Consider the following 15,629-nt stretch of genomic DNA (forward strand, 5'->3'; position numbering starts at 1 on the left):
GCGTGTCCTGCAGCAGCTGACGCTGAGAGACAGCTTGCTAAGCGGGTATCAATATGCTGCTTTTCCGTAAAAGGCATACTGATACCCGCCGTTTTTATGTAATGGATCGCTATAGCTGCTGTGCAATCAGCATATATTTGTATAATCGTTCCTGCAAGGCACTCCCTTTTCCCGTCTTAATCAAAGAATTGTATATATATATATATAATTTCTTCTGTTCAGACTCAACGATTCCATAGCATCAAAGGAGAAAAATATGTCCGAACAGAATGAAACTTTACCTGTTAAATCCACAAAACCGGGAAAGAAGCGATTCTATAAACGTGTGTGGTTCTGGGTGCTTGTAGTTGCAGTTATAGCCATCTGTATCCCCTTGGCTAACAGCCGTAACACAACTCCGGCAGACAGCACACACAGCCCCGTGGAAAACTCTGCTGCAAAGAACAATAATACGACTGGCTCAGATAAAACAATCTCTCAGGATGAAGAATTCAGAAAGAATTTTGATTCAATAAAAGTCGGCGACCTTATGAAGAGCGGAGAAGGCGGATCTATAGAATCAGATGTAGAGAAACTACTTGGGAAACCTTTCTCTTCTTCAACATCAGATTTCCAGGGAGTAAAAACTCAAATCAATATGTGGTCAAAAGGTAGTGTAAGCATTACAGTCCAATTTACTGACAGCAAGACAGTTTCTAAAAATATCACTGGTTTCAAATTCTCCCGTCAGCCCAAGCTGGATATCAATGCTTATAATACTATCTCAGACGGCTCAAGCTACAACGACGTTGTGGCTAAATACGGTGAACCGGATGGATTAAATGAGATGCTCGTAAGCGGACAGAGGACTGTTACTGCATACTGGTTTACAGGGGCTAAAAACGGTTCAGCAGTACTTACCTTTACCAACGGCCGATTGACTTCAAAAAGCCAAAGCAATCTGGAGTAAGAAAATATAAACCGTGCAGAACCACGAGCCTGGATATTTAGGCTGAAGCAGCCGGATCGGCAGGCCGATACGCCTCACATCCCTGTGCAGACGTATCGGCTTACGAGTATATTAAACAGTGTTAATTACACCACTAGTGATACAAAGGAGCCGTAATGGCGAAAACCGTTCTGGTTATTAATTCAGGTTCAAGCTCAATCAAGTATCAGCTTGTTGATCTGGAAAACGGGGAGGGCCTGGCCTCCGGACTCGTAGAAAAGATCGGCGAACCGACCGATGGCATTTATACCCATAAATTCAACGGCGAAAAGCATACGTTCACTGAAAAGATCGAAAACCATGAACAGGGCCTTAAGAAGGTCCTGGGGTTCTTCGATGAGTTTGGCCCCAACCTTAAGGATTATGAGCTTGTGGCGGTTGGCCACCGCGTGGTCCAGGGCGGGTACATCTTCCCTACGCCTGCGCTGGTGACCCCTGCAACTATCCAGCAGGTCAAGGATCTGGCGGTGCTCGCACCTCTCCATAACGGCCCTGAGGCGATCGGCGCCGAAGTTATGACGCGTCTGCTTCCTGATGTCCCGCAGGGATTCGTTTTTGACAGCTCCTTTTTCTTTGAACTCCCTGAAGCTTCGAGCACATATGCCCTCAACAAGGAAGTTGCTGAAAAGTACCATATCCGCCGCTACGGCGCGCATGGGACAAGCCACGAGTATATCGGCTCCGTTGTCCCTGAGACCGTTGGCAAACCGGCTGAGGGGCTTAGACAGATCGTGCTGCACATCGGCAACGGGGCATCCGCTTCGGCGCAGGTATCAGGCCGCCCCGTAGAGACTTCCATGGGGCTGACCCCGCTGGAAGGCCTTGTTATGGGCGGGCGGACCGGGGACATTGACCCTGCTGTCGTTTTCCACCTCATCCGCAATGCCCATATGGATGTTGACCAGCTTGATACGCTGTTCAACAAGGAGTCAGGCATGATGGGGCTTACCGGCCATGGTGATATGCGCGATGTTGACGACCTGCGTTCCCATGGTGATAAAGATGCCCAGCTGGCATTCGATATTTATATCCATCGCATTGTCAGCTACATTGGGGCATACACTGCACAGATGGGCGGATGCGACGTGATCACATTCACTGCCGGCGTCGGCGAGAATGATGCGTCCGTACGTGAAGCTGTGTGCGATAAGCTTGCACCTTTCGGTGTTAAACTCGATAAGGAAAAGAATGCCGTCCGCTCCGGCGATCCGCGCGTCATTTCCGCGCCGGACAGCTCTGTGACCATTGCAGTGATCCCGACAAATGAGGAGCTCGCTATTGCCCGCAAGGTTGCAAAGCTCGCTGAAGAGGGCGATGCGTACGGGAATGTTTTTGGGCGTTAAGGTAACCATATTAGGCCTGAAGAGGCAATAAGCGCTAATAAGCCCATTTCAGGCCTGGAATAAGGATTTTAGAGGTATGCCATTCTGGCATGCCTCTTTTTTATTGCCCGGCTCCATTCTTTAATACCCACTCTGCTGACTCTGGTGGTAAAACACGCAGATATAAAAACGAAAAATGTGGAAAACCGCCGAAACAGATTTTATATCTGCGTGTTTTACCACCAGCAGCTACATAACTGCGATTGCATAGCTGCCCAAATCGCATATATCCCCTGACATACCTGGCGAGCCGCCCCCTCCTCCCCCATAAACGCATAAAGCCGGGAGAACATTTTGCGCGCTATGTCCGCATTGCATATCCGCACATCCGGAATATACAGTCTGGCCATAGCTGCAAGTGCAGGCACAAACCCGCCGGAATCAGACAGGCCGCAGTCCCCCACCCCTTTCACTGGTCATGCTGCCGGCCAGCATATAGTATCCTGGCGTCCTATGGATATGCAGTAAACCGGAGATCCTGGTGTCTTCGTGACGAAGGATTATCCCGCCGGGATATCTGCTCCCACCATAAGCAGCCCGGAGACGAACTAAGATGACCTTGAAGAATATTGCAACTGTGCGTATATCCCTCCTGCATCTGCCTCTGCATAAAATCCACGCTGGTTGAGGAGTATAGCGGGAAACCTGCTATTTTTTGCTTCCTTGCCTGTCACAGCCCTTGCAGCAGAAGCCTTCACCGTAGGGAACATTTTATTATTAACATCATTGGACTATATTAATGCTTTGTTGACGGGTACGCCCCATGCGCGGGATATTCTGCCAAAATCACTGATAAATATGGTATCCGCAGCTATCCGGCTTCCCACACGCTGATATACAAAATCTATGTATTATATGAGAGAATAGTAATATGCAAATCAGACCTGGTTCTATGTATCCGCTGGGCTCAACTTTTGATGGCGCAGGCGTTAATTTTGCTCTTTATTCTTCCGCGGCTACGCGCGTGGAATTATGCTTGTTTGACGACAACAACCGTGAAACACGTATAGAAATTACCGAGTGCAATACTTTTGTATGGCACGTTTACATAGTAGGGATACAGCCCGGGCAGCGCTACGGCTACAGGGTGTATGGGGCTTACGATCCCGACAGCGGGCTGCGGTGTGACCCCTCAAAGCTCCTCCTTGACCCTTATGCCAAGGCGATAGAAGGGATGATAGACTCAGACGCCAGCCTGTTTTCCTATGACATTACGAAACCTGACGACCCTGATGCCCGGAATACTGAAGACTCCGCCGCACATACAATGAAATCAGTGGTTATCAATCCGTTCTTTGACTGGGGCAATGACAGGCATCCGCAGATCGCTTACCATGACAGCGTCATCTACGAAGCCCATGTACGCGGTATGACTAACCTCAATGAAGAGGTCCCTCCCGAGATCCGCGGCACATATGCAGGCCTTGCCCACCCCAGTGTGGTGAAGTATCTGAAAGACCTGGGGATCACCGCGCTGGAGCTGATGCCCGTCCACCAGTTCATCAACGATTCTTTCCTGCAGGCAAAAGGCCTGAGCAATTACTGGGGATATAACACGATCGGCTTTTTTGCGCCTCATAATGCATATTCAAGCTCCGGACAGCGCGGCGAGCAGGTCAATGAGTTCAAGTCCATGGTGCGGGCATACCATGACGCAGGTATTGAGATCATCCTTGACGTGGTTTATAACCACACAGCGGAAGGCAATAATATGGGCCCCACGCTGAGCTTCAAGGGGATCGACAACCGGTCGTACTACCGCCTCGTTGACGGCAATGAACGCCACTATTTCGACACTACGGGGACGGGGAATTCCCTGCTTATGCGCTCCCCCCATACCCTTCAGCTGATCATGGATTCACTGCGGTACTGGGTCTCCGAAATGCATGTTGACGGTTTCCGGTTCGACCTGGCCGCCACGCTTGCCCGCCAGTTCTCTGAAGTTGACAAGCTCTCTGCCTTCTTCGATATTATCCAGCAGGATCCGGTCATTTCCCACGTCAAGCTTATTGCCGAGCCCTGGGATATCGGTTCCGGAGGATACCAGGTAGGCGGGTTCCCCCCGCTGTGGAGCGAGTGGAACGGCATGTACCGCGATACCGTGCGCGATTTCTGGAGATCACAGCCCTCCAAACTCCCTGAGTTTGCAAGCCGCATTATGGGCAGCTCCGACCTGTACCGCGCAGACGGGCGCCGCCCCGTTGCATCCATCAACTTTATTACAGCCCACGACGGCTTTACTATGAACGACCTCGTCAGCTATAACGATAAGCATAATGAGGCTAACGGTGAAGACAACCGCGACGGCGATAATAATAACCGTTCATGGAACTGCGGTGTGGAAGGCCCTACAGACGTGACTGACGTCAATGAGCTCAGGGCCCAGCAGATGAGGAATTTCATTTCAACTATGATGGTCAGCCAAGGCATCCCCATGCTCGACGGCGGCGATGAGATCATGCGCACGCAGCAGGGCAACAACAACGCTTATTGCCAGGACAACCCCATATCATGGACACATTGGGACCTTGATGAGAGGCGCCAGCAGCTTCACGATTTTACGCAGAAAATGATCCATCTGCGGCTGAGGCATCCCGTACTCCACCGCCGCAAGTTCTTTGATGCGGAAGCAGAAGGCAATAATGCTCCGCAGGTAGAATGGTTCGACCATACGGGTTCTGTTATGGACCAGGAAGACTGGGACAATACCAATGCCCTGACGCTGATGGTCTTCCTCAACGGCCATGCCATACCTGAAGCCGACGTCAACGGGAACCAGATCAAAGACAACGATTTCATCCTTATTTTCAATGCCTATTATGAACCTATGATGTTCAGGCTCCCTGGAGAAAAATACGGCAGAAAATGGCGCCTGCTGGTAGATACCCATGACCAGTTCTCCCCGGAGCTTGCTTTCGAAGCGAACTTCGGCATCATGGCCCAGGCCCGCAGCTTCATGCTCCTGGTAAGCGATGAGGGCGATATCTCCGGTACAACGCATCAGGTCCAGGAAATCAAGGTCATTGAGAAGCCTCAGGATGACCAAGATAACAGTTCGGCACCAGATACCGGCGCGGAAACATCCAGCCCCACAGAACAGGCTGAGGGTAGTGAGAAGTAGTACAGGGCCTTCTGCTACGTTGCCGGACTGAGACGGGAAGCTATCTCCTGCGAACCGTTAGCATACATGCTTGAATACATAAGCATTTCTGACTGCAGCCTGTCAGCTTCCATCGCAGCGATCTGCCGCGAGAAAATGACGAACCACGCCATGAAAAGGAATACTGCCAGAGCTTCAACATTAGTGAATGTGGTACCTCCGCGTACCCAGTCGATCGCAGAAGCCGATATAACAACAATGATCAGATCGGAAACAACGTAGATCGTTTTGGAAAGCTGCGGGGCAAGCCACGGCAGGAAAACCATCAGCGCAGTCAGGGGGAATGCAAGCCCCCGGGCACCTACATTATGCAGGATCGGATGGGGCGTATACCGGAAAAGCCCGACGCTCATGAAGCACAGCGCGGTAAGGATAAGAAGCACTCCCATAATGATGATGCGGGCCATAAAATGCCTGATAGGAAGCTCTACACGGCGCGGTTCTGCAAGCCTGCCCAGTGACATCTTCAGCTTTGCCCCCCGGGAAGTGCCGCCGCTACTGCCGGTACTATCATCACCTGCGCCTTCTTTACCCTGTACATCCTCAGTCGGTTTGCCGGCCATCAGCTGGGGATGCGCCAGCGAAAGCCTGTAATTGGTAATCAGCTCTGACAGGGAGAAGTAGCTGATGATGATAATGCATATCCCGGCCATAACGATCGTATAGTTGAAAAGCGTGGCCGCAAAAGTAGTCCTGTCGCCCAGCTGAGAGAAGTTATTGCGCCACCAGACCGGGTCGTCTGACGTCATCCCTGCGGTCGTCACCCCGGACACAACGAAGAACGGGAGAAGCGATGCGACTGTTTTCGCACTCAGCTGGCTTCCCTGGACAAAAACAATATACCCGCTGACGGCAGCCAGCCCGCCTACAAGCCAAACCAGATACTGCCCGAACTCAGCGCCGAAAATATTGCTGATAGTTGTCAGAGCAGCAAGGACAATGAAGAAGATCGTCGTAGCATAGACTACCGTCAATGAAACGATCTCCAGCAGACGGCGGACAGGCACCCACCATCCGCTCCTGAGGTCCCACGACCGAGAATGCCGCGCATACCCAACCACAAACGCAATACTGCTGAAAACCGCGACTATAGCAGAACCGACAAGCCGGCGGCGCCCTGCAACAAGCCAGACCGCGGGAGCATTGTCTAAAAATATCGACATGAGAAGCGCCGACAGCAGCATGGAGAAAAGCCCCGCAATAAGGCCCGCTGTTTCAGACCGCTGATTCTGTCCCATTTATATTATCTCTGCAATTCTTATCTTAAGGTATTCTTCGATTGTTGATTCCATTGTACTGATGCGGGGGTATGTAGGAATCCCGGGATCCAGCATGTTGTTCGCAGGCGTGCGCTATAGTGTAAGGGTTGTTTGCATATGTAAACATTCGGGCTGTAGCGCAGCTTGGTAGCGCGTCTGCTTTGGGAGCAGAATGTCGCAGGTTCAAATCCTGTCAGCCCGACCGCAAAGTCCTACTTCCGCTCGGGATGTAGGGCTTCTTCTTTTTGCTCTGAAACCGGGTTAATGCTCAAAAGTGTGTATGGGCGGGTGTGTTGTTTTAATAGCTTCTGCCTGCCCATCCATGGTGGAGACCTAGTTCTCCGGGATCAAAGTTGATGAAGACACTAAGGTGGGAGGGGTATCATAATTGAATATAAATAATTTCACCTTGATTCAGAAAATCGACAGAGTGGTAAATCTTTAGAGGTCCTTCATCCTAAGTATGAAGAATCTGGTGCTTCCGATAAAAGGTGGAAAAAAGCAGAGCTCCCACAAGCAGATTTAAACACAAGTGTTTACGAAATTGAAGGCTACACCTGTGTAGTGTTGTCGGATTTGGCATGTCTAAGTAATATGCCCTCTTGAATCGAACAAGCGGTGTGAGAACAAATAGGTGCTTAATCTGGTTTTTTATCTATGGTAATTGGAGGATGATTTTTCATCAAAGAAGTCGGGTAGATTAATAAATCTTAGGTTAGCAAAAATTAAAATAGTGTAAGAGCAGTAGACTTCACGGTTTACTGTTTTTTGTTTGACAGAATATATTCTAGTGGTAGAATATGGATAGGTAGTATTCTAGCGCTAGAATAAAAAGTTAAACCCCTATCAAAAGGAGGGAAACATCATGGCATTTGATTTCAAAAAAGAGCTGAAGGAGTTCTATCCGACAAAAACCAATCCAACGATTGTCAAGGTTCCTAAAATGAACTTTTTGGCAGTTCGAGGGCAGGGTGATCCTAATGAAGAAGGTGGCGAATATAAGCAAGCTATTGCTTTACTTTATCCGCTGGCCTATGCTATTAAAATGAGCAAGAAGACAAATTACAAGATGGAGGGGTATTTCGATTTCGTTGTCCCACCCTTGGAAGGTTTCTGGTGGCAGGAGGGAATCACAGGTGCTGACTACAATCGTAAGAGTGATTTTCATTTTATCGCCATTCTTCGCTTACCTGATTTTGTCAGTAAGGAAGATTTTGACTGGGCAGTTGCGCAAACGACCGTCAAGAAGAAAATGGATTTTTCTAAGGTTGAATATTTTACCTATGATGAGGGGTTGTGTGTTCAATGTCTGCATATTGGTTCCTACAATGATGAGCCTGCAACAGTTGAACGCATGCACGATTACATGGAAGAAGAGGGTTACCAGCTGGATATTACCGATGAACGTATGCACCATGAAATCTATATCGCTGATGTCCGTAAAGTAGTGCCAGATAAGCTGAAAACAATCATTCGTCATCCCATAAAAAAGAGATAGGAGCAAAAATGAGCACTAAGACATCTTTAACGGAAGAGCTCATACTTGGTTTATTAGCAGAGCAGCCTAGACATGGCTATCAGATTGAAAAGTTAATTGAGGATAGAGGAATGCGGAAGTGGACCGAGGTTGGATTCTCTTCAATTTACTATGTTCTTGATAAGCTGGAGAAGAAAGGATTTGCTAAAAGTGCACCAGCAAAAGGAAAAGATAAAAAAGAGTATGCTATTACGGGCTTGGGCTCAACGGTTTTGACAGAAAAAACTAAACAGCGTTTAATAGATCGCCAACCAGCTAATTCACATTTCATGACGGCCTTAGCTAATAGTCAGAATATGTCAACGAAGGATTTATTGCAGGCTTTTGATGCGCGTAAGAAAATTCTAGAAGAGGACTTACAGGTCTTGAAACTTCAAGAAACAGGGGAGCAATATGCACCACGCTCTGCCCAGCAATTATTCAATTTGGGAATGACCATGCTTCAAGCAGAATTAAAGTGGTTAGAGGGAGAAATTGAGACTTTGCAAACGGGAGAAAAATAGAACAAATCTGAGACAGCAGATTTCAAAGGTTTGATGTTTTCTGGTTTCATCATTAATTTTGATATGGTAGAAAAATGTTATAAAATAAATACAAAGATGCAGGAGAAAATTATGAACGAAATAGGGGTTAATGCTCAAAAAGTGTGTATGGGTGGGTGTGTTGTTTTAATAGCTTCTGCCTGCCCATCCATGGTGGAGACCTAGTTCTCCGGGATCAAAGTTGATGAAGACACTATGGTTTTCCATAGTGTCTTCTTTTTGCGTGTCTATTGGCTGCTTGTTTACTTCATGTACCTGTTCGTGACAGTGTTTACGAAGATAATCAGTGATAGTAATAGGTTTTTTCACTCATGCTTTGAAGAATCCATTCCACGGCGCATCGCATGTGAGGTTCGCTTAACCCAGTATGCACGAGCAAAAGTCTACGAATCGTTTTGTTTGGTCCGCCTTCTAGCCGATTCGTAGACCGTAAGAGTTCACCATGTTTGGCCAGTTCTGGGTCAAGATAGGTAAACAGATTCTGTTTCTTGGTTAACCGTTCTAAAAGCCGATAGGCTTTCCTGAGTCTGTTATGGGTATACCACCATGCTGGAGACTCATACGGGTAGCATGGATTCCTTGTTCTCTCATGGATGAGATGCCCATAGGTTTGATACCACTGGTTCAAGAGTTCTTCCCATTGTATTGCTTGGTTTATGGTTTCTACCTTGAGTAGCTTTTTACTTAAGCCTAACAAGCTTCTACCAGCGTCAGAGTGAGGATGACTCGTTAGATACGTACGAACATTACGAGCAACATGCACTAAACAGCGTTGAACCTTCACCTCAGGCCACACATTCTTTAAGGTTGTATGAGCACCGATTCCACCGTCTAAACACACGCAATCAGGCTTAACAAGCTGATGTAACAAAGCTGTATACGAGGCTGTGCTTTCTCGTGTGCACCATTGCCACGCAAGAACATGCTTGGTATTCATAGCAATCAGAAGACACCACCCATAGGGCAGATAGATTCCGTCCATGAGGATCTGGGATTCAACGACACCAGTCACAGGTGGTCGTGGAACAGGAACATTCCAACACCAGGCAATATGGCGCGTTAATGTTGCCCGCGCAATAGGCAATGAGCGCGCTGGCACGTTAGGAAGAGCCACGATACAAACAATTCTGCGTCTTGGCTCTTCTTCATCTCGTCACGGTGTTGGACTCGGCTAGCACCACAGTTCGCGCATCGCCACCGGGTTGTTCCTGCACGGGTTTTCCCGTTTTTAACCATTCGCGTATCGCATACCACACAATGAGGAATCCTTCCACCAGATGCCATACATTATGGTCTCACACCATAATCACCCCACCACACACCAATAATCCCAACAGCTAACAGCCAATTTCATACACACTTTTTAAGCATTAACCCGGCTTTGCCCTTTACGCAGGCAAAGCCTTTATTTTTATACCCCGGTCCCGTATTCCTGCATATATATCCTGTACGTCTGTCAGATCCTTAAACTCCACGGATCAGTATTGATATCTGACAGTATCATCTCAGGGCGGTACTGCTCCCCGAATTTATCAGCTATCGCCTCAGGGATGTCATAGATCCCATATGTTGACATCCATAATTTTTCGATAGCGGAGTGCGGGGTATTGATAAAAGCGGGCCTGGGATGCAGATCCCCGCGGGCTGCAAAGCTTTCGCGCAGGCGCGCCTCATGCCTGGCCTGCTCAAGGGCATCTGTGACAGGATGATGCCGCAGGTCGCTGGTGATATAGACATCAGCCCCGCTGGCGGCAGCGTCGGCAATCATGGAATCCCCCGATCCCGGGAGGACTGCTGCCCTGCTTACCGGCATATCAGGATCTCCCGCAACAGTGATGCCAAGCCTGGTTTCAGGAAGGATGCGGACTACCGCGCGGGCAAAGCTTTCCAGATCCTGCGGCACCTCCAGCTCCCCGATACGCCCGAGCCCTACGGGGCCGCGGGCAGATGCATCTTCTACCGGCAGCAGGGGGCCGAGGTCTTTGAGATGAAGCTGCTCGATGAAAGCCTGTGCCTGGCCGCGGTACGCACTGTCAGCATTCGTATGCCCGACCCACAGCCCGCAACGGTGCCCAATGAGCTCAGAGACTATCTCTCCCCGGAAGCCCTGCCCCCCGACAGTATGCGTAGCACGAAAGAACAGCGGGTGATGGGTGATCAGCAGATCGGCATGATGCCTGATTGCATCCTGTACCACTTCATATGTAGGGTCTACAGCACAATAGACAGTGCGGACCGGCCAGTCCAGGCTGCCGACGATAAGCCCCGGTTCATCCCAGTCTTCCGCATACCTCAGAGGATACAGGTCTTCCAGAACCGAAACTGTGTCCTTAAGGGACAGCACTGCGCCGCCTGATTCAGATGCAGATGTATCCGTCATACAGCCTTTCCTTTCTAACTATCGATTACCAATATCTGTAATCTGTACGGATCCTCAAAAACGGCTTTAATGGGCTGCAAGCTGCCAGTCTGTGCCGGTCCCGGTAGAGACATCCAGAGGGACGGCAAGATCAACTGCATGTTCCATCGCCTCCCTGACGATCCCGGTGACTTCCTCTTCCTCCCCTGCTGCAAGTTCTACTACCAGTTCATCGTGGATCTGAAGGATGATGCGGCTTTTTACCCGTGCCTCGCATAATTGCGTGTATGCTTTCTCCATAGCAATCTTCATGATATCGGCAGCAGACCCCTGGATCGGCGCATTAAGCGCTGCACGCTCAGCGGCATCCCTGAGCTGGCGGCGCGGGGACCGCAGCTGCGGGAAATAACGCCTGCGCCCGAACATCGTTTCCGTATAGCCTCTCGACTTTGCCTGGGAAACAAGGGATTCAAGATAATCATGGACCCTGCCGAAAGTGGCGAAATACTTGTCTTTCAGCACATCACTCTGCGCAGGGGATATCCCCAGCTGCTGGGCAAGCCCATATGTGCTCAGCCCATAAGCAAGGCCGTAGCTCATCGCTTTGATATGGGATCTCTGGTCAGCTGTGATCCGGTCAATAGGGATGTCATACACCAGTGAAGCAACATATTTATGGAAGTCAGCACCTGACCTGAACGCTTCGATCAGCGCCTCATCCTGTGATAAATGCGCCATAAGCCTCAGCTCCACCTGTGAATAATCGCAGCTCAGCAGGGATACATAGCCCTGCGAAGGCACAAACGCCGCACGGATCTCCCGCCCCTCAACATTCCTGTTAGGGATGTTCTGCAGGTTCGGGTCTGTAGAGCTTAACCGGCCTGTAGCCGCAACGGTCTGCTCAAATGTCGTATGGATACGGCCGTCATGGGTATTTACTGAATCCATAAGGGTCTGGACTATCTGCTTAAGCTTATTGACTTCACGATGCCGCAGGAGGGCCCCCAGGAAAGTATTCGCCCGTTCATTATGGACGGACCTGATATATAATTCCTGCAGCGCCGCGGCATTTGTTGTATAGTTTCCGCTTTTTGTCTTCTTGGTGGCGGCCAGGCCCATATCATCAAACAGTACAGACTGCAGCTGTTTGGGGCTTTGCAGGTTGATCTCCTTCCCGGCCTGGTCCCAGGCCACCTGCTGGGCCTGCTGGGCCTGGGACGTAAAAGAATCCCTCATATCCAGCAGACGCTGCTGGTCAACGCCCGAACCGGCTATTTCCATATGTGCCAGGACACGCGATACCGGCAGTTCGATATCCTTTAACAGGCTTATCTGGGAACGCGCTGCGATAACAGGGGAAAACAGCTCATGCATTGCCAGGACATATGCGCACTCGCGGGCATCGCGCACGGCCTGCCGCTTCCCTGCTTCTGCAGAGTCAGCAGTATCTGCCGGGGCATCATCTGCCCCGCCGTCAAAATCAAAAGCCCCCTGCTCCGCAGCAGGCTCAGCGGCCTCGTCCGTATCGATATGCAAAAAGTATCCGGCATACTGACTGGCGCTCTGAATCCTTGCAGTAGCGTCGGGCTGAACCAGATACCCTTCAAGTTTCGTATCGCTTAGCGGGACAGGGATGTCTTCGCTGCTTTCAGCTGTGATCCCTAATGAGCTTAACAGGTGTATATGCTTCTTGAAATCATGGATAACAAGGCTCCCCGAGCAGCCACGGCACACCGTCCTGAGCATATCCCTCAGCTGCCTGTCCCTGTGGATATTTTCGGCAGCAATAACACAGGCTGAGCCTTCGTTGGTCATGAAAGAGACTGACTGCGCGCTGCTGGCACCCTTCTCGACTGTGCCCCGGATATTCATCACCCATACACGGCCGGGCTTCCCGGAAGGCTGCGCGCCGGGAAGCGAAGTATCTGAAGTACTGGAAACTGATGTACCGGAAAAGGTATCCTGGATATTTTCCTCAAGCCAGCGGACAGCAGGCTGAAGTCCGCCGGACCCATCAGGCAGGGACGCGGACGGAGATTCTGCCGCTTCTGAAGATGCTGCAGATACCGGGATATACAGCGGATCGGGCTCAATAACAGTAATACGGGAAGGGTTGATATCATCGGCGCTGTCTTCAAACCCATTCCCGGCCCCTCTCCTGCTGCCGGCCTGCGCTGATAAAGGCCCGGAACCGGGCTGAAGCCTGCCTGTCGGGGAACCTTCCTGGTGCGCCTGCCGGCTGCTCTGCACAGATGCTGCTGCACTTTGTTCATCGCGCCCTTCGGCTATGGCCATAGCCTCAAGGATACGGTTCTGGATATTACGTCCGAACTGGAGGGAAGCAAAAACGGCATCCACATCAGTGATATGCGGTTCATGGAGTTTGAAATCATCAATATCCACACCGAGGTCTGCATCACGCACCAGCGCATTCACTTTACGGTTAAGAAGGACCTGGTCGATGCTGCTGCGCAGGGCTTCACCTTTTTTGCCCCCAATTTCAGATGCGTGCTCGATTATCCCCTGCAGCCCGCCAAACTCATTGATCCATTTTGCAGCGTACCCGTCGCCGACTCCCGGGACACCAGGGATATTATCGGCCTGTTCCCCTCTCATCGCAGCCAGGTCCGGGTACTGTGCAGGGGCTACCTTATATTTCTCGCGTACCGCTTCAGGGGTCATAGGCTTCAGGTCTTTGAAATGGTGTCCCGGATAAAGCACGGTTATAGAATCATCGACAAGCTGGAAGGCGTCCCTGTCCCCTGACAGGACGAAGGTTTCGTATCCTTCCTCCTCTCCCATGGTAGCCAGCGTAGCAATAATATCATCGCCCTCAAGGCCCTGTTTCTCCACATAGCTGATATCCAACGCCCTAAGAAGGTCCTGGATAAGCGGCAGCTGGGACAGGAGGTCTTCAGGGGCAGCATCGCGCGTACCTTTATATTCAGGCAGCAGCCGGTTGCGGAAAGTCCCGCCTTTAACATCAAACGCCACTGCCACATGGCTGGGCCGCCTGTTCTTAAGCACCTGGGCAAGCATGGTTGTAAAGCCGTAAACAGCATTCGTGGCCTGGCCGTCCGAAGTCGAGAAACTCTCCGCCGGCAAAGCAAAGTATGCGCGGAAAGCCAGTGAATGCCCGTCAATTACAAGCAGGCGTTTGCCGCGGGGACCGTTTGTACTTTTTGCAGGATATGTTTCAGCCATATTCCTATTTTAAGGGCCTGCCTCTAGAAAGGCAGGATACTGATTTCGCAGAAGCCGGATACCCATGTTCGGCCAGGCCTGTGCATGCTGCCGGCTGTCCTCCGGTTCACACACTCAGGAGCCGATGCAATAGACGCGGCCTCAGCCTCTGCTCTCCTCGATCTGCTGGACGACCGCATCGGCGACTTCCATCATCGTCAGCCGGCGGTCCATGGATGTTTTCTGTATCCAGCGGAAAGCTTCCTGCTCGGTCAGGCCCATATGCTGCATAAGAAGGCCTTTTGCCTTATCCACATGCTTCCTGCTTTCCAGCCGGTTTTTAAGCTCATCGACCTGTTCACGGAGATCCTGGATCTCCTTATCAGCAGCGGCAAGGCTTTCTGACGCATCAGCAGAAGATGCGCCGGAATCAGGGATGCCGCTGATCCTGTCGCGCAGCGCCTTCATCTGTTTAAACCGCTCCTGCGCCACTGCCAGTGCCGGGAACAGGCGCTCGGGGACAAACGGCTTGACCACATATGCCATAACACCGGCATCAACAGCCTCTGCAACGAGGTCTTTCTGAGAGAATGCCGTAAGCATTACAACCGGGGCAAGGAAATCTTCGTTAAGCTCGCGCGCAGCCGTGATGCCGTCTTTTTCAGGCATCTTAACATCCATTACAACGATGTCAGGCTTAAGCTCGCGGACCCTGTCTACAGCTTCCTGCCCATTGGCAGCCTCCCCGATAACGTTATAGCCGTTCTCGTTGAGGGACTCAATAATATCGAGGCGGTTCAGCGCCTCATCTTCGGCTACGACGACGGTAGGCAGGCCTTCCGTATCAGTCTTTTCTTCAGCAACCATAATTGCCCTCCTCGTGGAAGGACGTCTGACAGGCCTCTCCACATTGAGCGAACTTCAATTGAATTATACTGTGTATAAGTATATATATTCATTATATACCGTTGTGCCTCGGGTGGGACTCGAACCCACACTGCACAGATTTTGAGGCTGTTTCCTCTACCAATTGGGATACCGAGGCGTCGTACATAAACTTTATATATAACAGGGTTAAATGTACTACAGATCACAGACCAACACACCACATACATGCATATCTGCCGGCCCCGCGCGACACCAGGTGCACCCGTCTTTACTCATCGTTTTACCGCAGCTAGAATAGGAATGATACTAAGCATCCTTACAAGGAAGTGAA

General features: G+C 50.5%; 11 protein-coding genes and 2 tRNA genes. 6 read left to right on the top strand and 7 right to left on the bottom strand.

Annotated elements, in window-relative coordinates:
• Positions 1-256 precede the first annotated feature (256 nt).
• The 3 genes from HMPREF9156_RS0103215 to glgX all read left to right on the top strand — a co-directional run bounded on the left by HMPREF9156_RS0103215 (position 257) and on the right by glgX (position 5,491).
• Positions 257-949 carry a DUF3862 domain-containing protein gene (locus HMPREF9156_RS0103215; RefSeq protein ID WP_007147364.1) on the top strand — a complete coding sequence of 231 codons (693 nt, stop codon included), beginning with the start codon at positions 257-259 and terminating at the stop codon, positions 947-949.
• 155 nt (positions 950-1,104) lie between these two features.
• On the top strand, positions 1,105-2,331 hold the full coding sequence (locus HMPREF9156_RS0103220) for an acetate/propionate family kinase (protein ID WP_007147365.1): 1,227 nt from the start codon (positions 1,105-1,107) through the stop codon (positions 2,329-2,331).
• 910 nt (positions 2,332-3,241) lie between these two features.
• Positions 3,242-5,491: a glycogen debranching protein GlgX gene (gene glgX, locus HMPREF9156_RS06855; protein WP_007147366.1), complete on the top strand. Its 2,250-nt coding sequence runs from the start codon at positions 3,242-3,244 to the stop codon at positions 5,489-5,491.
• Positions 5,492-5,505: 14 nt separating this feature from the next.
• On the opposite strand, the gene HMPREF9156_RS0103240 is transcribed toward glgX, so the two are convergent.
• On the bottom strand, positions 5,506-6,768 hold the full coding sequence (locus HMPREF9156_RS0103240) for a hypothetical protein (protein ID WP_007147367.1): 1,263 nt from the start codon (positions 6,766-6,768) through the stop codon (positions 5,506-5,508).
• Between the two features lie 149 nt (positions 6,769-6,917).
• Between HMPREF9156_RS0103240 and HMPREF9156_RS0103245 the strand changes: the two genes are divergently transcribed.
• The 3 genes from HMPREF9156_RS0103245 to HMPREF9156_RS0103255 all read left to right on the top strand — a co-directional run bounded on the left by HMPREF9156_RS0103245 (position 6,918) and on the right by HMPREF9156_RS0103255 (position 8,829).
• Positions 6,918-6,991: transfer RNA gene (locus tag HMPREF9156_RS0103245), tRNA-Pro, on the top strand.
• Between the two features lie 663 nt (positions 6,992-7,654).
• Complete coding sequence (locus tag HMPREF9156_RS0103250; RefSeq protein WP_007147368.1) at positions 7,655-8,287, top strand: GyrI-like domain-containing protein; 633 nt, start codon at positions 7,655-7,657, stop codon at positions 8,285-8,287.
• An 8-nt stretch (positions 8,288-8,295) separates the two neighbouring features.
• Positions 8,296-8,829: a PadR family transcriptional regulator gene (locus HMPREF9156_RS0103255; RefSeq protein ID WP_007147369.1), complete on the top strand. Its 534-nt coding sequence runs from the start codon at positions 8,296-8,298 to the stop codon at positions 8,827-8,829.
• A 322-nt stretch (positions 8,830-9,151) separates the two neighbouring features.
• On the opposite strand, the gene HMPREF9156_RS07365 is transcribed toward HMPREF9156_RS0103255, so the two are convergent.
• The 6 genes from HMPREF9156_RS07365 to HMPREF9156_RS0103280 form a co-directional block, all read right to left on the bottom strand.
• Positions 9,152-9,982 (bottom strand): IS1249 family transposase, encoded by an 831-nt coding sequence (locus HMPREF9156_RS07365; RefSeq protein WP_007147371.1) that lies wholly within the window; start codon positions 9,980-9,982, stop codon positions 9,152-9,154.
• On the bottom strand, positions 9,928-10,152 hold the full coding sequence (locus HMPREF9156_RS07385) for a transposase-like zinc-binding domain-containing protein (RefSeq protein ID WP_457851263.1): 225 nt from the start codon (positions 10,150-10,152) through the stop codon (positions 9,928-9,930). Before HMPREF9156_RS07385 ends, HMPREF9156_RS07365 begins: the two co-directional genes overlap by 55 nt.
• 172 nt (positions 10,153-10,324) lie before the next feature.
• Positions 10,325-11,248 carry a Nif3-like dinuclear metal center hexameric protein gene (locus HMPREF9156_RS0103265; RefSeq protein WP_007147372.1) on the bottom strand — a complete coding sequence of 308 codons (924 nt, stop codon included), beginning with the start codon at positions 11,246-11,248 and terminating at the stop codon, positions 10,325-10,327.
• A gap of 66 nt (positions 11,249-11,314) precedes the next feature.
• Positions 11,315-14,431 (bottom strand): DNA polymerase I, encoded by a 3,117-nt coding sequence (gene polA / locus HMPREF9156_RS0103270; protein ID WP_007147373.1) that lies wholly within the window; start codon positions 14,429-14,431, stop codon positions 11,315-11,317.
• 141 nt (positions 14,432-14,572) lie between these two features.
• A complete protein-coding gene (locus HMPREF9156_RS0103275) occupies positions 14,573-15,277 on the bottom strand; it encodes an ANTAR domain-containing response regulator (RefSeq protein WP_007147374.1) in 705 nt (234 codons plus the stop codon).
• A gap of 104 nt (positions 15,278-15,381) precedes the next feature.
• A tRNA-Leu gene (locus tag HMPREF9156_RS0103280) sits at positions 15,382-15,455 on the bottom strand.
• Between the last annotated feature and the right edge of the window lie 174 nt (positions 15,456-15,629).

Source organism: Scardovia wiggsiae F0424, from assembly GCF_000269605.1.
Taxonomy (GTDB): Bacteria; Actinomycetota; Actinomycetes; order Actinomycetales; family Bifidobacteriaceae; genus Scardovia; species Scardovia wiggsiae.